This is a genomic window from Patulibacter brassicae (assembly GCF_033949425.1).
Classification (GTDB): Bacteria; Actinomycetota; Thermoleophilia; order Solirubrobacterales; family Solirubrobacteraceae; genus Patulibacter; species Patulibacter brassicae.
On sequence record NZ_JAXAVX010000012.1, the window covers coordinates 86535 to 104833 of the forward strand.

20 protein-coding genes and 1 riboswitch are annotated in these 18299 nt (G+C 72.6%); of the genes, 17 read left to right on the top strand and 3 right to left on the bottom strand.

Going from position 1 to position 18299, the window contains the following annotated elements:
* Nucleotides 1-153: 153 nt before the first annotated feature.
* Nucleotides 154-531, bottom strand: coding sequence for a hypothetical protein (locus tag SK069_RS17025; protein WP_319955451.1), 378 nt, complete (start codon nucleotides 529-531; stop codon nucleotides 154-156).
* A gap of 18 nt (nucleotides 532-549) precedes the next feature.
* Between SK069_RS17025 and SK069_RS17030 the strand changes: the two genes are divergently transcribed.
* From SK069_RS17030 to SK069_RS17095, 14 genes are all read left to right on the top strand, one after another.
* Nucleotides 550-948 (top strand): superantigen-like protein SSL4, encoded by a 399-nt coding sequence (locus SK069_RS17030; RefSeq protein WP_319955452.1) that lies wholly within the window; start codon nucleotides 550-552, stop codon nucleotides 946-948.
* 6 nt (nucleotides 949-954) lie between these two features.
* Nucleotides 955-1788, top strand: a complete 834-nt coding sequence (locus SK069_RS17035) for an ArsR/SmtB family transcription factor (RefSeq protein ID WP_319955453.1) — start codon at nucleotides 955-957, stop codon at nucleotides 1786-1788.
* Nucleotides 1785-3923 (top strand): heavy metal translocating P-type ATPase, encoded by a 2139-nt coding sequence (locus tag SK069_RS17040; RefSeq protein ID WP_319955454.1) that lies wholly within the window; start codon nucleotides 1785-1787, stop codon nucleotides 3921-3923. Before SK069_RS17035 ends, SK069_RS17040 begins: the two co-directional genes overlap by 4 nt.
* A complete protein-coding gene (locus SK069_RS17045; RefSeq protein ID WP_319955455.1) occupies nucleotides 3923-4534 on the top strand; it encodes a methyltransferase family protein in 612 nt (203 codons plus the stop codon). The genes SK069_RS17040 and SK069_RS17045 overlap by 1 nt, the downstream gene beginning before the upstream one ends.
* A gap of 41 nt (nucleotides 4535-4575) precedes the next feature.
* Complete coding sequence (locus tag SK069_RS17050) at nucleotides 4576-4911, top strand: hypothetical protein (RefSeq protein ID WP_319955456.1); 336 nt, start codon at nucleotides 4576-4578, stop codon at nucleotides 4909-4911.
* Between the two features lie 261 nt (nucleotides 4912-5172).
* Nucleotides 5173-5325: a hypothetical protein gene (locus SK069_RS17055; protein ID WP_319955457.1), complete on the top strand. Its 153-nt coding sequence runs from the start codon at nucleotides 5173-5175 to the stop codon at nucleotides 5323-5325.
* The gene (locus tag SK069_RS17060) at nucleotides 5322-6083 is read left to right on the top strand and encodes a cytochrome c oxidase assembly protein (protein WP_319955458.1); all 762 of its coding nucleotides are present in this window, start codon (nucleotides 5322-5324) and stop codon (nucleotides 6081-6083) included. Before SK069_RS17055 ends, SK069_RS17060 begins: the two co-directional genes overlap by 4 nt.
* On the top strand, nucleotides 6080-6829 hold the full coding sequence (locus SK069_RS17065) for a cytochrome c biogenesis CcdA family protein (protein WP_319955459.1): 750 nt from the start codon (nucleotides 6080-6082) through the stop codon (nucleotides 6827-6829). Before SK069_RS17060 ends, SK069_RS17065 begins: the two co-directional genes overlap by 4 nt.
* A gap of 14 nt (nucleotides 6830-6843) precedes the next feature.
* Nucleotides 6844-7521: an SCO family protein gene (locus tag SK069_RS17070; RefSeq protein ID WP_319955460.1), complete on the top strand. Its 678-nt coding sequence runs from the start codon at nucleotides 6844-6846 to the stop codon at nucleotides 7519-7521.
* Nucleotides 7518-8210, top strand: a complete 693-nt coding sequence (locus tag SK069_RS17075) for a DsbA family protein (protein ID WP_319955461.1) — start codon at nucleotides 7518-7520, stop codon at nucleotides 8208-8210. Before SK069_RS17070 ends, SK069_RS17075 begins: the two co-directional genes overlap by 4 nt.
* The gene (locus SK069_RS17080) at nucleotides 8207-8836 is read left to right on the top strand and encodes a vitamin K epoxide reductase family protein (RefSeq protein ID WP_319955462.1); all 630 of its coding nucleotides are present in this window, start codon (nucleotides 8207-8209) and stop codon (nucleotides 8834-8836) included. Before SK069_RS17075 ends, SK069_RS17080 begins: the two co-directional genes overlap by 4 nt.
* A gap of 56 nt (nucleotides 8837-8892) precedes the next feature.
* Complete coding sequence (locus SK069_RS17085; protein ID WP_319955463.1) at nucleotides 8893-10254, top strand: fenitrothion hydrolase; 1362 nt, start codon at nucleotides 8893-8895, stop codon at nucleotides 10252-10254.
* Nucleotides 10251-11003, top strand: a complete 753-nt coding sequence (locus SK069_RS17090; RefSeq protein ID WP_319955464.1) for a hypothetical protein — start codon at nucleotides 10251-10253, stop codon at nucleotides 11001-11003. The genes SK069_RS17085 and SK069_RS17090 overlap by 4 nt, the downstream gene beginning before the upstream one ends.
* A 68-nt stretch (nucleotides 11004-11071) precedes the next feature.
* Nucleotides 11072-11308 (top strand): hypothetical protein, encoded by a 237-nt coding sequence (locus tag SK069_RS17095; RefSeq protein ID WP_319955465.1) that lies wholly within the window; start codon nucleotides 11072-11074, stop codon nucleotides 11306-11308.
* 85 nt (nucleotides 11309-11393) lie between these two features.
* Here the strand turns inward: SK069_RS17095 and SK069_RS17100 are convergent, their stop codons facing one another.
* Complete coding sequence (locus SK069_RS17100; protein ID WP_319955466.1) at nucleotides 11394-12209, bottom strand: M23 family metallopeptidase; 816 nt, start codon at nucleotides 12207-12209, stop codon at nucleotides 11394-11396.
* Nucleotides 12209-12338: riboswitch (cyclic di-AMP (ydaO/yuaA leader) on the bottom strand. (Overlaps the previous gene by 1 nt.)
* Before the next feature lie 573 nt (nucleotides 12339-12911).
* Between SK069_RS17100 and SK069_RS17105 the strand changes: the two genes are divergently transcribed.
* Both SK069_RS17105 and SK069_RS17110 read left to right on the top strand, forming a co-directional pair.
* Entirely contained in the window at nucleotides 12912-13886 is a 975-nt protein-coding gene (locus tag SK069_RS17105) for an AAA family ATPase (RefSeq protein ID WP_319955467.1), read from the top strand.
* Nucleotides 13879-16431, top strand: coding sequence for a S8 family peptidase (locus SK069_RS17110; protein WP_319955468.1), 2553 nt, complete (start codon nucleotides 13879-13881; stop codon nucleotides 16429-16431). Before SK069_RS17105 ends, SK069_RS17110 begins: the two co-directional genes overlap by 8 nt.
* Before the next feature lie 144 nt (nucleotides 16432-16575).
* Here SK069_RS17110 and SK069_RS17115 read toward each other — a convergent pair whose 3' ends face one another.
* A complete protein-coding gene (locus tag SK069_RS17115; RefSeq protein WP_319955469.1) occupies nucleotides 16576-17343 on the bottom strand; it encodes a hypothetical protein in 768 nt (255 codons plus the stop codon).
* Nucleotides 17344-17524: 181 nt separating this feature from the next.
* Between SK069_RS17115 and SK069_RS17120 the strand changes: the two genes are divergently transcribed.
* Nucleotides 17525-18118, top strand: coding sequence for an RNA polymerase sigma factor (locus SK069_RS17120; protein WP_319955470.1), 594 nt, complete (start codon nucleotides 17525-17527; stop codon nucleotides 18116-18118).
* Nucleotides 18119-18299: the final 181 nt, after the last annotated feature.

Consider the following 18299-nt stretch of genomic DNA (forward strand, 5'->3'; position numbering starts at 1 on the left):
CCTCGTCCGGCGACGCCGCCCCCCGCGCCCGCCGACCGCCGCGGCCCTGGCAAGCCGAACAGCTGAATAGCAGGGCGACGGCGACGGTCGGGCTCCGCTGCCGCGGAGGCTGTCCCTGGCGATCCTGCCATCGTCTCTGTGAGCGCGCTGGTGTTACGCGGCGCCTCGTCCTTCGGCGATCTGCTCCGGCGTGACCGGACCGCATCCGGAGTTCACGTCGCGGTCCCCGTTCATCGAGACTTGCAAGCTGATGACGTGCTCCGGCTCCCGTTGCGTCGCTGGCTTGCCGACGCGCACTCGGTCACGGGCCGCCTGATCGGCCTTCCGCGCCGCATCCTGGAGTTCCCGTCTCGTTCGGCGCTTCCCTTCGACCTCGTCCGCCTTCCTGGCCTTGTCGATGTCCTCGGCGGTCGCGAGAGCTTGGATCTCCGCCTCGACTTCGGCGCGCTCGGCCACGAGCGCCTCACGGCGTGCCTTGATCGGTTCGATCGCCGGGCCCTTCGGCGGCGCGGCCTGGCGGTCTGAACGCAACCTCGCGAGCGTACGTCGTTGCAGGTTCGTCGCGGTGCCTTCCTTGACGGCCTCTGCGGCCTCGGCGCGCTGCCGGCGTCGTCGGCGGTCGTGCCGCCGGTGTCCAGCGCGGCGGTGATGCGCCCCGCGCCGTCGACGGCGATCGACGCCCCGGAGCTCTGGCTCTGGAAGCCGCCCCGGAGCGCGCCGTTCACCGCGACGAGCGGCCCGAAGGCCGAGGCGCCCGGCGCGAGCCGCGCGACGTCGAGGCGCACGACCCCCTCCTCGGTCGCGCCGAGGAGGCTCAGCGCCACGGTCCCGTCGGCGCCGACGGCGATCGCGCGCACGCGCTCGTTCGCGCTCGCCGTGGTGGCCAGGTCGGTGACGGGCCGCGGCGTCTCGAAGCTCTCGGCGCCGGGGCGGCGGACCGCGACGTAGGCCCGCGTGCCGCTGTGGACCTTGGCGTCGGTCTGGCTCCACGCCACGACGATCGTCCCGTCGGGGGCGACGGCGGCGAACGGCCCGCGCTCGGGCTTGGCGCCCGGCACGGGCTCGCCGTACTCGTCGAGCGACCCGTCGGTGGTCCGGGTCAGCGCGACCTCGGTGCCGAACGAGGACTCCCCGGCGGCGCGGACGCGGACGACGACGGTGCGGTCGGTCGTGAAGTTCGTGCCCTTCACCCAGCCGGCGACCGCGACCCCGTCGCGGTTCATCGCGCTCGTGGCGAACGCCGAGGTGCTGAGCGACCCGCTGTCGAGCTTCACCGGGTCGGCGGCGCCGGCCGCGCCGGCGGCGTACGCCGGGATCGAGGAGGGTGGTACCCCACCGGGGCGGGACGCGGGGCGAACGACGGACGGGTCCCGCCGCCGCGGGCGCGCGCGGCCGGCGGTCGACCCGACGCATATACCAACGATCGTTAGGATATCGTCATGTCCGGCGACGCCTGCGACCTCCTCTGCCTCGACCGAGGCGCTGCGCCGGTCGCGACCGGCGGCCGAGGAGGCCGAGCGCCTCGCCGAGCGCGCGGCCGGGCTCGGCGACCCGACCCGGCTCGTCGTCGCGCTGGCGCTGCGCGACGGCGAGGAGCTCTGCGTCTGCGACCTCTCGTGGGTCGTCGAGCGGCCGGAGAAGGTCGTCTCGCACCACGTCCGGAAGCTCCGCGCGGCCGGGCTCGTGACGAACCGGCGCGAGGGGCGGATGGTCATGTACCGGCTGACGCCCGCGGGCGCCGGCCTGCTCGACGCGCTCACCGGTCCGGCCGCGGAGGTGCCGGCATGAGCGCCGACCGTCCGCGCGAGCTGCCGCTGGCCACCGAGCCGGACCCCACCGGCGGCCCTTGCGGCTGCGCGCGCAGCGATCGCGAGGCCACCGCGACCTGCTGCACGCCGGCGCCGGCGCCGGCCCGAGCGAGCGACCCGTTCGACGCGTGCTGCGCGCCGGCGCCGGCCGTCCGCTACGACGAGTGCGGCTGCGCGATCCCCGACCACGACGTCGCGCCGCCGCCCCGGCTGCGCGACGTGCGCGAGATCCGGCTGGCCGTCGTCTCCGGCGTCGCGCTCGGGCTGGCCCTCGCCGCCGGGGCGCTCGGCGCCGTCGAGGGCGTCGCGCTCGGGCTCGCCGCGCTGGCGATCCTCGCCGGCGGCGCGACGTTCGTGCCCGGCGCGATCCGGGGCCTGCTGGCCCGGCGGCTCTCCGTCGGCACGCTCATGACGATCGCCGGCGTCGGGGCGATCGCGCTCGGCGAGGTCACCGAGGCGGCGACGCTCGCGTTCCTCTTCGCGATCAGCGAGGCGCTGGAGAGCTACGCGGTCACCCGCACGCGCCGGAGCCTGCGAGCGCTGCTGGACCTCGTGCCCGATCGCGCGCGCATCCTGCGCGGCGGGCGGGAGGTCGAGGTCGACCCCGCCGCGCTGCGCCGGGGCGACGTCCTCGTCGTGCGGCCCGGCGAGCGGCTCGCGACCGACGGCGCGATCGTCCGCGGACGGTCCGCGCTGGACGTCGCCGCGATCACGGGCGAGTCGATGCCGGTCGAGCGCGGTCCCGGCGACGAGGTCCTCGCCGGCACCATCAACGGGGGCGGCGCGCTGGAGGTCGAGGTGACCGCCACGGCCGCCGACAACTCGCTGGCCCGGATCGTGCGGATCGTCGAGGAGGCGCAGGAGCGCAAGGGCGCCGGCCAGCGGCTCGCCGCCCGCGTCGCGCGGCCGCTCGTGCCCGGCGTGCTCGTCGCGGCGCTGCTGATCGCGGTGGTCGGCAGCGCCGTCTCCGGGGACCCCGCGGAGTGGATCGGCCGGGCGCTCGTCGTGCTCGTCGCGGCGGCGCCGTGCGCGTTCGCGATCGCCGTCCCGGTCACCGTGGTGGCCGCGATCGGCGCGGCGACCCGCGCCGGGGTGCTCATCAAGGGCGGGGCGGCGCTGGAGGCGCTGGGCGGCGTACGGACCGTCGCGCTCGACAAGACCGGGACGCTCACGCGCAACGCGCCGCGGGTCGTCGACGTCCTGCACGACGAGCGCCACCGTCGGGAGGAGGTCCTGGCGCTCGCGGCGGCGCTCGAGGCCCGCAGCGAGCACCCGCTCGCCCGAGCGATCCTCGCGGCGTCCCCCGACCCGGTCGTCGCCGACGACGTGCAGGCCATCCCCGGCGACGGCCTGGTCGGCGTCGTCGACGGGGAGGCCGTGCGCCTCGGTCGGCCCGGATTCGTGTCCCCGGGACCGTGGGCGCCGCGGATCGCGACGCTCCAGGAGCAGGGCGCCACCGTCGTCCTGCTCGAGCGCGCGGGGCGCCTCGCCGGAGCGGTCGCCGTACGCGACGAGCTGCGCGAGGAGGCGCCGGTCGCCGTCGCCCGGCTCGGCGACCACGGCGTGCGGCGGGTGGCGATGCTCACCGGCGACAACGCGCGGGCGGCCGGCGCGCTCGCCGTCGGCGCCGGCATCGCGGACGTCCACGCCGAGCTGCGCCCCGAGGACAAGGCCCGGATCGTCGACCGGCTCCGCGCGGAGGGCCGGGGGACCGTCGCGATGGTCGGCGACGGCATCAACGACGCACCGGCGCTCGCCACCGCCGACGTCGGGATCGCGATGGGGGCGATGGGCAGCGACGTCGCGATCGAGACTGCGGACGTCGCGCTGCTCGGCGACGACCTGCGCGCCCTGCCCCGGACGATCGGGCACGCCCGGCGCGCGAACCGGATCATGCGGCAGAACCTCGCGCTCTCGGGGGCGATCCTCCTGGCGCTCGTGCCGCTCGCGGCCACGGGCGCCCTCGGCCTGGCGGCCGTCGTGTCGATCCACGAGCTGGCCGAGGTCCTCGTGATCGCCAACGGCGTCCGCGCCGCGCGCTGGCCGCGGTCCGCCGCCGCGCCCTCCGGCCCGGTCCCGGCGGCGCCGGCGCTGCGCCCGACCCCGGCCCGCTGATGCCGGGCCCGGCGCTCGCGCTCTACGGCGCGTTCCTGCTCCTCGCCTTCGGCTGGCGGACCGTCGTCCAGCTGCGCACGACGGGCCGCACCGGCTTCGTCGGCCTGAGCGGCTCGCCGACCCGCCCGGAGTGGTGGGGCGGCGTCCTCTTCGTCGTCGCCCTCGCCGCGGGGCTGCTGGCCCCGCTGCTGCAGCTCACCGGCGCCGTCGCGCCGCTGGAGGCCGCCGACGGCACCCTCGCGGCGGTGGCCGGCGTGACGCTCGTGGTCGCCGGCAGCGTCCTGACGCTGGCGGCCCAGCGCGAGATGGGCCGCGAGTGGCGGATCGGCGTCGACGCGGGGGAGCGGACGACGCTCGTCACCGGCGGCCCGTTCGCACGCGTCCGCAACCCGGTCTTCACCGCGATGGCCGTCGTGGCCGCCGGCCTGCTGGCGCTCGTGCCGAACGTCGTGGCGCTCGGCGGCCTGCTCGCCCTGCTCCTCGCCGTCCAGCTCCAGGTCCGCTGGGCGGAGGAGCCCTACCTCGCCCGGGTGCACGGTTCCGCCTACGCCGCCTATGCCGCCCGCGCCGGCCGTTTCGTACCCGGCATCGGTCGTCGCCGACCCGGATGATCAGATCGCGCCGCGTACCGACCGGCTACCGTACGGAACCGATGCTCCGGCGACGGAACGGGCGTCTGCTCGTCACGATCCTCGCGGTCGCACTCGCCCTCTCCGTGGCGCTGCTGCTGTTGGACGGCGTCGCTCGCTGCGTCGAGTCGGCGCACGCCTTCCCGGCCCTGCTCCTGCTGCTGCCCGTCCTGCTCGGGCGTCCGCTGGCGGGCGCGGCCCGCTGGCTGCTCGCCTCACCGCCGCCCGACGTGATCTTCCGCGTCGTGCGCGGTCTCGTGGCGCTCCGCGGGCGCACGACGGCGGCGGTCCGCGGCGGGCGCCTGCTCGGCAGCGCGTTGGCGGTTCGGCCACCGCCGGCCAGCCTGATCCTCCGCTAGCCCTGCGGCCGCACTCGCGGCCCCGCTGACGGACGCCGGCTCGCCCTCTGCCGAGCCGGGCACCCCTGGAATCGCCGCCCTTTTTCGGAGCAGGCGCGTCGCGCACGCGCGACGCCCCTCCGCTGACCTTTCCCGAGAGCCGTATGCGCAAGCCCACCTCGCTTCAGGTCGCCCTCGCGATCTTCGTCCTCGTCCTCGCCCTCACCGCAGTGACGCTCGCACTGCTGTTCGCCGGCTACCGCCCCGGTATCGAGAACTGACGTGCTCGTCCTTGCCCACGTCGGGCACTGGTGGCAGATCGTCTTGTACTTCGTCCCGGTCGCGCTGCTGGCGGGCGGGCTCCTGATCGCCGGCCGTCACCTGCCCGAGACTGACGACGGAGAGTGGCGCGACGACGAGGAGCCCGGCCGATGAACTGGCTCGGCGCCGCCGACGGGACGCTCGTCCCCGTCGCGCTCGCCGCGACGGCTAGCGGCGGAGCGCTTCTGCGCCTCGCCGGTCGTCCGGGATGGACCAGCCGTCAGCGCGCGTCGCTCGCTGGTGCGCTCGCGCTGACGGTCGTCGTGCTCGCCGGGCCGTTGGAGTGGCTCGGGGAGGAGCGGCTGATGTCCGCGCACATGGTGCAGCACCTCTTGGCGTTCTCGGCGATCCCGGCGCTGCTGCTCGCAGGGACTCCCCGGGACGTCCTGCTGCGCGTCGAGCAGCATCCGGCCTGGCGCTGGATCGCCCGGCCGAGTGGCGCCGCGATCGCCGCCGCGATCGGCGTCGTCGTGATCTGGGGCGCCCACGTCCCGCCGGTGCTCGACGGAGCCTTGGAGCGTCCACCGCTGACCGACCTGGGCCATCTCGCGCTGATCGCCGTCGGCGTCGTGTGGCTGTGGCCGATCGTGGGCCCGTCGCGACTGCGCGGCTTCCGAGCGCTCGGCTATCTGGCGGTCACCGACCTGTTGATCGGCGTCCTCGGCATCTGGTTGGCCTGGTACCCGAGCCTCGTCTACGACACCTACCAGGCGGTCCCGCCGACCCTCGGGATCGACGCCGAGAACGACCAAGCGCTGGCCGGCGGCATCCTGCTGGTCGTCGCAGAGCCCTTCCTCGCGATCGAGGTCGTGCGGCTGTTCCTTCGGGCGCTCTCCGACAGTGACGAGGACGAGGAGACGGATGCCGCGTGAGCGCCGCGGATCCCACCGTCTTCGCGGCGTTCGCGGCCGGGATGCTGTCGTTCGCGTCGCCCTGCGTTCTGCCGCTCGTCCCCGGCTACCTGTCCGTGCTCACCGGAGACGCGGTGGCCGCTGGCGACCGTCGGCCGAGCGTCGGTCGGCTGCTTGGTCCCAGCCTCGTCTTCTGCGGCAGCTTCGTGCTCATCTTCGTCGTCCTGGGGCTCTTCGCGACGGGGATCGGCGCGCCGCTGGCCCGGCACCGATCGACGCTCGAGGTCGTCTCCGGAGTCCTGCTCATGGTCATGGGAGCCCTGTACCTCCTCGCACCCCTGTTGCCGATGCTCGATCGCTCGGCACGCCCCGCCGTCGCGCTGCGCCGTGCTGCCTCCGGCAACCCCTTCTTCGCCGGGATGGCCTTCGCGCTCGCTTGGACGCCCTGCACCGGGCCGATCCTCGGGGCGATCCTGACCGCAGCAGCGACCCGGAGCGGCACCGGTGGCGGTGCCTTCCTGCTGCTCTTCTACGGCCTGGGCCTCGCCGTGCCGTTCCTGCTGGCGGCCGTGGCCTTCGAACGGGTGACCGCGACCGCGCGGGTGTTGCGCGACCACTACCGGACGCTCTCGGTGATCGGGGGCTGCGTCCTGCTCCTCGTCGGGTGGTTGACCGCCAACCACGAGATGACGCGCCTCGCCGGAGACGCCCGCGAGCTGCTCGACGGCCTCGGCCTGTCTCCCGTCCTGCGCGCGATCGAGCGATGACCCCGAGGAGCCCGATGGCCGACCCGCCCGTCCCCGAACGCCCTGGCCCGGGGATCCCCCCGCGCCTCCTCTACGCGTCGGTGGTCGCCTGCCTGGTGGCCCTCGGCGTCGTCGCGGTCCTCGCTCTCGCCCGTCCGACCGATCCCGTCCAACGGCTTGCCGACGGGGTCATCGGCCCCCGGACGGCGTTCTTCGGTGCCACGCGTGGCGGACGCCCCTCGCCGCCGTTTCGGCTGCGCGACCAGCGGGGACGGATCACGACCCTCGACGAGCTGCGCGGCCAACCGGTCGTGTTGACCTTCCTCTTCAGCACCTGCAAGGACACGTGCCCGATCCTCGCCCGGCAGATCGCCGGGGCGCTGGATCGGCTCGACGAGCCGATCCCGGCGATCGCGATCAGCGTCGACCCGAAGGGCGACACGCCGAGCTCGGCCCAGCGGTTCCTCAACCGGATGCGGCTCGGTGACCGGATGCGCTACCTCCTCGGCAGCCGCGAGCAGCTCGCTTCCGTCTGGAGGGCGTACGGCATCCAGCCACAGGGTGCCGCGTTCGACCACAGCGCCTACGTCGTCCTCCTCGACGACCGAGGCCGCCAACAGGTCTCGTTCCCGGCCGACAAGGTCACCGACGACGGCCTGCTGCACGACATCCGCGTCCTCCAAGCCCGACCCACCACCGGAGGCTCACCATGAGTCGCAACGTCAAGGTCCCGATCGCCCTCGTCGCGCTGTTCGCCGTCGTCGTCACGGTGATCGCCATCGCGTCCGGAAGCGACGACGAGTCGCCGGCCACCCGGACGACCATCGCCGAGGCCCCCACCACGACCGGCTCGGCCGCTCCCGCCCGGCCGCGGGTGGTCACCGACGACCCGCGGCGACTCGGCCGTCCAGGCCGCGGTGGCGTGACGTTCACCGAGTTCCTCGACTTCGAATGCGAAGGCTGCGGCGCCGCCTATCCGCTCGTCGAGCAGCTGCGCGAGAAGTACGACGGGCGGGTCACGTTCAACATCAGGTACTTCCCGCTCCCGGGCCACCGGAACGCCCGCCCGGCCGCACTCGCCGTCGAGGCCGCGCACCAGCAGGGCAAGCTCGAGCCGATGTACCGTCGAATGTTCGAGACCCAGCGGCAGTGGGGTGAGCAGTCCGACTCCCAGGCAGCGACGTTCCGGGGGTTCGCGAAGGACCTGGGGCTGGATCTGGCTCGATTCGACGCGGACGTCGCCTCACCGCGGACCCGACGGCGCGTCGAGCGCGACCTCGCCGCCGGCGCTGCTCTCGGGCTCCAGGGAACTCCGACGTTCTTCGTGAACGAACGGATGATCCAGCCGCAGTCTTCGGAGGACCTCGGTCGGGAGATCGACGCAGCGCTCGCGGGCTCGTGAGCACCGCCCAGCCGTTGCCGTCGCGTCCGGACTCCCCACCCTCGGGACGGGGGATCGGCGTCCTGCTGCTGGCCGCCGGTCTCGTCGGCCTCGCGGTCTCCGGCGAGCTGGCGATCGAGAAGCTCCGGCTGCTCGAGAACCCGCTCTACGTCCCGCCGTGCTCGCTCGGGGAGAGCGTCGATTGCGGAACGATCATGACCAGCGACCAGGCAGAGGCGCTCTTCGGCATCCCCAACCCGTTCCTGGGCCTCGCGGGGTTCGGTGGCCTGCTCACGGCCGGACTCGCGCTCGTCGGCGGGGCCCGGCCGGGCCGGTCGTTCTGGATCGCCCTGCAGCTCGGCCTGACGTTCGCCGTGCTGTTCGTGCACTGGCTGATCTTCCAGGCGCTCTACCGGATCGAGGCCGTGTGCCCGTTCTGCATGGCGATGTGGGCGGTCACGATCCCAGCGTTCGCGTACGTCACGTTGCGCAATCTCGAAGGCGCCGCGTCAGGCTCCTCCCGCCTGGCGTCGGCGGCGCGGGTCCTGCGTGGCAACCACGCGATCGTCGTGACGACCTGGCTGCTGCTCGTCGCGGGGCTGGTCGCCGAGCGCTTCTGGGCGCCGTGGGGGTCGATCTTCGGATGAGGCGCTTCGTTTTCGCCGCGGCCACGGCCACGGCCACGATGCTGGCCACACCGTCCATGGCAGTCGCGCACGGGCTGGACAGCAGCCGTCAGCTGCCGCTGCCCGAGTGGCTGTTCGCGTGGGCGGCCGCCGTGGTGCTCGTCGTGTCGTTCGTCGGGCTCTCCCTGTTGTGGCACCGGCCGCGGTTGGCCGATCTCGCCGTGGGACGAAGCATCGCGGTGTCCCTCCCGTTGCGTGCCAGCGGCAGGACGCTGCTCGGCGCGCTCGGTCTGCTCATCTACGGGATGGCGCTGTGGGCGGGGCTGACAGGCACGTCGAACCCGCAGGGCAACCTCGTCCCGACGCTGGTCTTCGTCGGCTTCTGGGTCGGGATTCCCGTGCTCTCCGTGCTGGTCGGCGACGTCTGGCGCGCCCTGAGCCCCTGGAGAACGCTCGTCGACCTCGGGGCGTGGATCGCCCGGCGGACCGTGGGACCGCACGCGATCCCGGCACCGCTCCGATATCCAACCCGGCTCGGGCTGTGGCCCGCTGCGATGGTCCTCCTGACCTTCGGGTGGCTCGAGCTCGCGGCCGGCGACCGCGATGACCCGTCCCTGCTCGCGGTGCTGGCGCTGCTCTACGGCGCTGCGATGCTCATCGGCAGCGGCCTCTACGGTCGGGAGTTCCTCGACCGCGCCGACGGCTTCGCGCGGTTCTTCGCCCTCGCCGCGACGCTCTCGCCCCTCGATTGGCGAGACGGTCGCCTACGCGTGCGTCTCCCTGGCAGCGGACTGGCCGACGTCCGCTCGTCCCCCGGCTTCCCCGCGGTCGTCCTGACCCTCATCGGGACGACGACGTTCGACGGCATCTCTGGCGGAGAGCTGTGGACCTCGGACGGTTCGCTCGGTCCGTGGCTCGAGCAGCGCTTCACTGGCCTGGGCATGGACACCACGACAGCGGCCACCGCTGCGGCGACCGTCGGGCTGCTGCTGTGCGTCGGCCTGGTCACCGCGCTCGTGCTCCTCGGCATCGCCGGGGTTCGCAGCGTCGATCGGTTGCGGACGCGGGATCAGGACCTGCTCGGCCGCTTCGCGCCCAGCCTCGTGCCGATCGCACTGGGGTACGCGATCGCGCACTACCTGTCGCTGCTGGCCATCAACGGCCAGGCGCTCGGATCCCTGTTCTCGGATCCTCGCGGCGACGGCTCCGACCTCTTCGGCACCGCCGGATGGACCATCGACTACGACGTCCTCTCGCCCGACGCGACGTGGTACCTGCAGGTCGTCGCACTCGTCGGAGGCCACGTCGCCGGGCTCGTCGCCGCGCACGACACCGCCCTGCTCACCTTCCGTGGCGCCCGCTCCGCCGTCCGGTCGCAGTACTGGATGCTCGCGGTCATGGTCGCCTTCACCTCCCTCGGACTCTGGCTGCTGTCATGACGATCACCCACCCCCGCGACACCGACCACCCTCGACGAGCCATCGACGCCAGGACTGGTGCGAAGCGGCCGACGCACCCCGCACGCGCCTTCCGGGACGCGATGACGCTCCCCGTTGCCGCCGCGATCGTCGCGTTCGCCCTGCCCGCCGCAGCGCGCGCCCACGGCGGGATCGACATCGCTGAGGGCGGCGACGGAGGCACCCGGATCCTCGTGCAGGGCTCGGCCGCCGGGCCGGGCGAAGTCGATCTCGCCACGACCCTCGACGGCCCCGGGAGCGGGGAGGGGTCGCGCGTCGTGTACTGGGTCAGGCCCACCGGCAGGACCAGGTCGGTCCGCATCGCCACCGACCGCGACGAGGGCGGCACGCACCACGCCGAGATCCCCACGGCAGGACGCGGCTCCTGGCAGGACTGGGACGTCTCGGCCTACGTCACGCTGAGCACCGGGCGACGCCTGCGCGTCACCAACGATCGCAGCAGCCCGCCGGGCCCGAACCGGCCGGCGCGGCCGCGTGCGCGCCCGACGGCCACGGTGACGCGGACAACGCCCGCCCCGTCGACCAGCGCAGCGGCCGCCGCCGTGGAGGAGGACATCGAGGACGTCTCCGGCCAGAGCGACGGCGTTCCCGGCTGGGTCCTCCCGAGCCTGGTCGTCCTTGCGTTGGCGGGCGGCACGGCGGTGGTGATCCGCAACCGCCGGTTGACCGATGACGAGGAGCCTTCCGACGGAGAAGGAGGATCCCGATGACGCGCTCTCGGCGACCGCGCGCGCCTCGCCCTGCGCCGCCGCCTGCGCGGGCGGTGCGCAGCGGCCCCGTGGACGAGCCCCCGGCGCGCCGCGGACGCCTCTTCTGGATCTGCCTTCTGGTCCTGATCGAGGCCGCCGCCTGGAGCGTCGCCTCGATCGTCACGGACTCGGGCACCGTTCGGATGCTCGTCGCGCTCGCCGTCGGGGGCGGATTCGTGCTCCGCTATCGCGATCACATCTGGGGGCCGGACTGGCGGGAGCAGCTCGCCGAACCTCGGGCCCGTCAGCCGAACCGGCGTCGTTAGCATCTGGCGGTAGCGCGGGTGCGCGCGTCGGAGCCCGCACCCAGTCGTGCGCCTGCGGGGGGCCCGGGACCGGACGAACCGGTGATCAGCGGGCCGCGGCGCCGGACCACCTGGTGAGATCCCGTTGGGGATCCCGGGGCTTCCCGCCCTCGTACCAGCCAGGGGCGCTCCAGAGCTCGAAGTGCAGCAGGCAGGTGGTGGCATTGCCGGTCTCGCCGACGGTCGCGAGGGCCTGACCGGGAGCGACCGGATCACCGGGGCGCAGGTCGGGCTTCTCGCGCAGATGCATGTACACCTGGTCCTCGCCGGACGGTGTGTCGGTGACGACGAGGTAGTTACCCGCCGCCGTCTGGCGCGCGTTCGTCTTGACGCGCCCCGCGGATGCTGCGGCGACCGGTACGCCGCAGCCCGCGAGCAGATCGACGCCCTGGTGCGCACCACCGCGCTCGCCGAAGCCCGTCCGGGCGCCGCCGAACCGCCACGCGCCCCGGATCGGGAAGGCGTACCCGGCCACCGGCGCCGTGGGAGCGGCCGCGGCGCGGAGGCGCTCCTCCACCGCGGTAGCGAACGCGAGACGCATCGCGCGGAGGGTCTCGAGATTCGGTCGCCCGGTCCGCTTCAGCCGCTTGCGCGTCTGGTATCGCCGCAATGCGGACCGCGTCCCCGGTCCGAGGACGCCGTCCGCGCGAACGCCGATGCGGCGCTGCACGCTGCGCAGCTGGCGGCGAGTCAGACGGACCGTCCGCGTCCGGGACGGGGCGGCGGCGGCCGCCGTCGACCCGACGGTGCTCGTCGCCACGGTGGCGGTCGTTCCGCCGCTGTCGGACCGCGCCGCTGTCGGCCCGATGAGACACACCGCCATGGCGGTGAGGACGACGTGGTGAACCGTGGGGCGAAGCATGCTTCTCTCTCGTCGGCCTACGGGGTTAGCTGACGGGCTGGCGCAGGAGAGTCGCGCCTCCACGACATCGCGTGGACAAGCCCCGAGATCCTCGGGTCCCCCGCTCCCGGGACACGGTCCGCGAGATTCGGCGGCGCCCACTCTAACGGCCGCGGCGCGAGTCAGGAGCAGGCGCCCGGACCCGGAGCCGAGCAGACTCGCGCGGCGCGGCGAGCTCGGCTCTCGCGTCTGAGGAATCGACCGGCGCGCCTGATCTCGACGCCGGGTGCTCGTCAGCGCCGGTCGCCGGCGCGTCGCCGCGCCGGTCCGCCGCCGCGACCGTGCGGGATACTGGGACGCGCGATGAGCGGCCGGATCCAGCGCGAGCCGTGAGACCCGACGCGGCCGGTTCGCCGCACGCGCGCAGCGCGAGGTGGCGGTGAGCCGCGAGGCGTTCGAGAGCACGATCGAAGGCCCGCACCGCGTCCGTCGAGGGCGCAGACGCCCTGCACGCGCGAACCCCCCGAAGTGACGACCGGCGCGGGCTGGATCATCGGGCAACGGTGTCAGTGTCCGGCCTAGCTCGTGGTCGAGTCGGCCTATCGGCGGAGTTTGGTAATCAGCACCTGCCTTTGGCGCTGATCGCGCAGGTATCGTGGCTGCGAGATCGCGCAGGTATCGTGGCTGCGAAGGCGAAACGCGGCGCGAGAGGAGGCAGAGACGATGGCCGGATCCGGCGAACACATCAAGGCGCTGGTTCGTAGCCACGCCTCCGGCGATGAAGACTCCTTCTACGCCGTCGCCTCGCAGATCGCTGCGCGGGCTGCCCGTCAGGGCCACAACCGACTGGCGTCCGATCTGAAGCGGACGATCGACGCGTCTCGCCGAGCACCCGTTGCGACGAAGGGCTCGGTCACGTCGTTGGCTCAGCCGCGGGGGGATCTGGCGGATCTCGTCACGGCGAGCTACCCCTCTGTCGGCCTACGCGACCTCGTCGGTCCCTCCCCGCTGCTGGGCCAGGTGCACCGCGTCATTGCCGAGCAGCGCCAGCGTCACCGGCTGCAAGAGCGAGGGTTCGCCCCCGCCCATCGCCTCCTCCTCGAGGGTCCTCCCGGGACCGGCAAGACGCTCACTGCGTCCGTTTTGGCTCATGAGCTCTCTCTGCCGCTCTTGACCGTCCGCTTGGAGAGCTTGCTGAGCAAGTTCCTCGGCGAGACCGCCAGCAAGCTGCGCACGGTCTTCGACGCGGTCGAGAGCCAGCGCGCGGTGTATCTCTTCGATGAGTTCGACGCGCTCGGCGGCGACCGGTCCGGCAACGACGTCGGCGAGGCACGCCGCATCCTCAACTCGTTCCTCGTCTTCCTCGAGAACACCGGCCCCGAGAGCCTCGTCGTCGCCGCGACGAACCATCGCGCGATCCTCGATCGTGCGCTCTTCCGCCGCTTCGACCTCGTCATCACCTACGGGCTCCCCGACCACGAGCACGCCACCGCGGTGATGCAAGCGCGCCTCGGGCCGCTCGCCAAGCACGTGGACTGGCAGCTGGTCATCGAGCTCGTCGACGGCCTCAGCCACGCCGAACTGGTCCAAGCCGCCGAGACCGCCGCCAAGCAGGCCCTCATGCGCGACGACGAGCACGTCACCGCGGCGGATCTCGTCGACGCGCTCCGTGTCCGTCAGACCGCGAGCCGTGCCTGATCCCAGCGCGACGTTCCCGCACATCTGGGTCCGCGATCGCGCCCAGACCGAGGAACTCCATCGCCGGGGAGGCGGCGACCGGACGATTCGTCCGGTCGAGCGCCGCGCCCACGGGAAGGCCCGCCTGGGCGAGCTACGGCAGGCGCTCGACGAGTTCGATCGGCTTCGCGACGAGCAAGAGCTGACGCTGGACGAGTTGCGCGCACTCGGGGTCGTCCTCGTGCTCGAAGGAGCCGAGACGGCGTACCGGCTCAAGCTCGACGCGCTCGAACAATTCACGACCCACAAGAAGCGGCTTCCACGGTGGCTGCTGCTGTCGGTCGCTCCTTCCGAAGACGAGCGTCCCGAACGTGCCCAGGTGTGGGTCAGCGATACCTACCGCGCCCAGTTCCTGAAGCGCTTCGAGGACTACCTCGACACAGACACGAAAAAGGGAAACCCCAAGAACCAAGAGCTCGTCGCCAACATCGGGCGGATCCGCCGAGCGGTCTTGGACGACCTCTGGCAGTCCAGCGAACGCCCGCCGATCCACGGCAAGCACTGGTGGGAGCTCTGGTTGCGCCGCACCGACGACGCAGCCGAGCGCGTTCGCCGCTATGCCGAAGTCATAGGGGCACCGCTCGCCGTCCGCTCGCTCGAGCTCAGCGACCGACTCGTCGTCTGGATCCAAGCGCGATGGGACGACCTCCAGGCACTGCCGTTCACCGACGTGCCACTCGCCGAGATCCGCCGCCCCGAGTTCGTCGACACGATCGACGACCTTCCAGACGACGAGCAAGACGACCTCACCACCGACCTCGTCAGCCGCATCCAACCGACAAGCGACCCCACGGCACCTGCGGTCTGCCACCTCGACACCGGGGTCCGGCACACCCATGCGCTGCTCGCCGGATCGCTGAACCCCACGGACGTCCACAGCGTCGTCGGATCACCCGGCGGCAGCGACCCTGAGAACCACGGCACCCCGATGGCCGGCCTCGCGCTCTACGGATCGCTCGACGACCTGCTGCTCACGACGAAGCCCATTGCCCTCCACCACCGCCTCGAGTCGGTGAAGTTCCTGCCCGACCCCGGACGACCGCAAACGGACCCGTTGGCGTACGGACTCATCACCGCGGATGCCGTCGCACAGCCCGAGGCCACAGCGAGGCGCCGCCGCGTCTTCTGCATGCCCGTCACGACCACGCCCGACCGGGGCGCGGGCGAGCCCACGCTCTGGTCCGCGAGCGTCGACGCGCTTGCCGCAGGCGTCGACATCACGCTCGCGGGCAACCAGCTTCAGCTGCTCGGAGCACCCGACCGCAAGGCCAGCCGACTGTTCGTCGTCTCGGCTGGGAACGTCGAGGCACAAGATCTCAAGACCGCGGGCTACCCCGACGCCTGCGATCTGGCGCCCGTCGAGGACCCCGCCCAGGCGTGGAACGTCCTCACCGTCGGCGCCCACACCGAACTCACCGATCGACCGGTCGATCCCACGTTCGCCGGCTGGAGCCCCGTCGCGCCGGAAGGTGACATCTCGCCTCACAGCCGCACCGCAGGCCTCTTCGGCTCGATGTGGCCGAACAAGCCGGAGATCTGCATGGAGGGCGGGAACGTCCTGACCGACGGTGCCGGCGACTACGACGGCAGCCACCCTCTGCTGTCCATCCGGACCACGGACGCGCGTCACGATCTCGCGTTGGGCTCTGCCAACGCAACCAGCGCCGCCACCGCTCAAGCCGCCCGCCTGGCGGCGCTCGCGCAGGCCCGCTACCCGAGCTACTGGCCCGAGACAATCCGTGCGCTTCTCGTCCACGCCGCGCAGTGGACGCCTGCGATGCGCGCGCATCTCGACGGGGCCAAGAGCGCCAAGACCCAGCGACGCGCATTGCTGCGCCGCTACGGCTGGGGCGTCCCGACCGAAGACGCCGTCCTGACATCCGCCGCCAACGCTGCCACGCTCGTCATCCAGGACGAGTTCGTGCCGTTCGACGGAAACGAGCACAAGGCCCGGCGCTTCCGCCTGCACCGCCTCCCCTGGCCCGCAGCCGCGCTGCGCGAGATCCCGGCCGCCGAGGTCGTGCTGCGGATCACGCTCTCCTACTTCATCGAGCCGGCCGCCTCGCGACGCGGATGGCGCCAGCGCTACACCTACGCCTCCCACGGCCTCCGGTTCGAGCTCCAAGCTCCAGCCGAGACGACCAACGCGCTGCTGCGCCGTGTCAACCAGGAAGCCGAGCAGGAGGAAGACGACTCGCCACCCTCCAGGTCCTCCGCCGAGACCGATCGATGGTTCATCGGCAAGAACCAGCGTAATGGCGGCTCGCTGCACCAAGACCTCTGGGAAGGGACCGCCGAAGAGCTCGCCGCGTGCGATGCCCTTGCCGTCTACCCGGTCGGCGGATGGTGGAAGAACAACAAGCGCAAGGACCGCGCCAACCGCACGATCCGCTACGCCCTCATCGTTTCCCTCAAGACCGACGAGCAGAGCATCGACCTCTACACGCCGATCGCGGCGCAGGCCGAGATCGCCACAGCGGCGACTATCCAGACCCCGGGAACGTAGAAGAACCGGCTCCTGCCGCGTGCCGTCGCCGCCGGTCGGTTCAAAGCACCAGTCAGGAATGCCGCTCTCGAGGCAGGCGCGGCGCGTGCGGCCCCGGGTTACGTCAGGCGAGACGGTGCGCCGGTGCGAGCCCTTCCCCCAGAGCTACCCGACACCAGCGACGCGTGCCGCGAGTTCGGCAGTTGCTTTCGCTCCTAGGTCTAGGAAGAAGTCGCGCGCTCTCCGTGCGTTCTCCTGCTTCTCTGGCGGTGCGTCCTTCGCAGCGTCATCGATAGCCGAGAGCAACCTCACCAGCACGAGGTCGTCGTCCGTCGCGCCCGAGGGCCATCGGCCAAAATGCCCGACCATCTTCGGGCTGGCTCGGATGCCGTTGGGGATCACCGGTCCAGCTTCGCTGCGGTAGGTGATCCACTCTGCGTCTCGGAGTTCGCGAAGGATGCGCGCGAACGGTGCATCACGTACGCCTGGCGCTAGCCGGTCACGCACCACCTGGCCGCTGAGTCCTCGATCGCCTCCCGCCTCGTTGTGGAGGCGGTAGATCCCGGCCGCGATGGGTTCCACCGCCGACCAGTCGAGGTCGATGGCCTCGTCCTCGCCACGATCGATTCGCCGCTGATGTGCTGCCGCCGCCGCGGTCCGAACGTCGCCTGCCGCTTCCCGGCCGAGCGGCGTAATCCGGAGCTTTCCGAGCCTCTTCGTCGTCGGCTCGATGTCAAGCAAGCCGAGTGCTCCGAGTTCGTTGATCGGCCCCTCGTCGAAGACCTCGCCATCACGCAACTCCACACCGAGAAACTCCGAGCCGCCCATCCCGCCGCGAAAGACCGGGACGAACTGCATGTACCGCCCAGCGTCGAGTTCAACGAGCCGCAGGAGCAACGTCGCGAGCTTGGGCTCCAGGGCGGGCACCGTCATGGCGAGAGGCTAGCTCCACGTCCGGACCTCCTCGCCGGTGTCGGCGCGTGCTCTGACGCCGCGAGGGTAGCCGGCCCCGCCCGACGTCGGGCGAGCATCTCGGCACGGTAGGGCGCTCGGTTCGGTGGCCGGCTGGTCGCGGCTCTGTCAGAGCACGCGACCGAGCCGGTGGAGGCCCTGGATGTCTACGAATACCTGCTGCCCGCCGTCGACCGACGAGACGCCCATCGAGCTGGAGGCGTTGTGGCGGATCTGGGAGGAGCAGCACCCCAGGTTGTGCCGTGTCGTCGCCGCTCGCGCGCGGCGATCGTTTGAGGATCACGAGGTGCAGGACGCGGCCAGCGACGCGCTGCTGCGGCTGCACCGTCTGCGGCAGCGTCGCGGCGCCGAGCCGGCAGCGCTGGAAGCGTGGCTGGTGGTCGTGGCGTGGCGGGAGTTCCTGCGCCGCACCGGCCGCGACGCCCGGCGGTCGGCGGTCGAGACGGAGGTGTTCGTGCGCGAGGAGCGCGTGGGCGTCGCCGTGCAGCCGGAGGATGCGGTTCTCGTGGGCGAGCAGCGTCGGGCGCGTCGCCGTGCGTTGGGGGTGGCGTTGCGGTCGTTGCCGGCTGGGCAGCGGGAGTCGCTGGCGTTGCTGGCCACAGGGGCGTCGTATGCGGGGATCGCGGAGCGTCGCGGGGTCTCGACGCGGGCGGTTGATCGCGCGTTGGGGAAGGCGCGGCGGCGGCTGCGGTCCAATGCGCTGCTGGTGCGGGAGGTCACGGGATGCGACGCATGAGCGCGCTGGAGAGGTGGGCCGTGGCCGGTGCGGCCGGCGGTCGCGGCCAGGCGATCGAGCACCTGCGGCTTGAGCCAGGCCGGTTTTCGTGGAGGCCTCGTTTCCAGGTTTCGCCTGGGAGAGGATGCATCGAAGATGGCCCGACCGAAGAAGTACCCGACCGAGTTGCGTGAGCGTGCGG

What these genes read in the sequence shown, in the direction of transcription:
- SK069_RS17115 (WP_319955469.1), bottom strand. Translation starts at nt 17,343, where the DNA reads ATGACGGTGCCCGCCCTGGAGCCCAAGCTCGCGACGTTGCTCCTGCGG.
- SK069_RS17075 (WP_319955461.1), top strand. Translation starts at nt 7,518, where the DNA reads ATGAGTCGCAACGTCAAGGTCCCGATCGCCCTCGTCGCGCTGTTCGCC.
- SK069_RS17085 (WP_319955463.1), top strand. Translation starts at nt 8,893, where the DNA reads ATGGCAGTCGCGCACGGGCTGGACAGCAGCCGTCAGCTGCCGCTGCCC.
- SK069_RS17100 (WP_319955466.1), bottom strand. Translation starts at nt 12,209, where the DNA reads ATGCTTCGCCCCACGGTTCACCACGTCGTCCTCACCGCCATGGCGGTG.
- SK069_RS17090 (WP_319955464.1), top strand. Translation starts at nt 10,251, where the DNA reads ATGACGATCACCCACCCCCGCGACACCGACCACCCTCGACGAGCCATC.
- SK069_RS17060 (WP_319955458.1), top strand. Translation starts at nt 5,322, where the DNA reads ATGAACTGGCTCGGCGCCGCCGACGGGACGCTCGTCCCCGTCGCGCTC.
- SK069_RS17120 (WP_319955470.1), top strand. Translation starts at nt 17,525, where the DNA reads ATGTCTACGAATACCTGCTGCCCGCCGTCGACCGACGAGACGCCCATC.
- SK069_RS17070 (WP_319955460.1), top strand. Translation starts at nt 6,844, where the DNA reads ATGGCCGACCCGCCCGTCCCCGAACGCCCTGGCCCGGGGATCCCCCCG.
- SK069_RS17040 (WP_319955454.1), top strand. Translation starts at nt 1,785, where the DNA reads ATGAGCGCCGACCGTCCGCGCGAGCTGCCGCTGGCCACCGAGCCGGAC.
- SK069_RS17045 (WP_319955455.1), top strand. Translation starts at nt 3,923, where the DNA reads ATGCCGGGCCCGGCGCTCGCGCTCTACGGCGCGTTCCTGCTCCTCGCC.
- SK069_RS17050 (WP_319955456.1), top strand. Translation starts at nt 4,576, where the DNA reads ATGCTCCGGCGACGGAACGGGCGTCTGCTCGTCACGATCCTCGCGGTC.
- SK069_RS17105 (WP_319955467.1), top strand. Translation starts at nt 12,912, where the DNA reads ATGGCCGGATCCGGCGAACACATCAAGGCGCTGGTTCGTAGCCACGCC.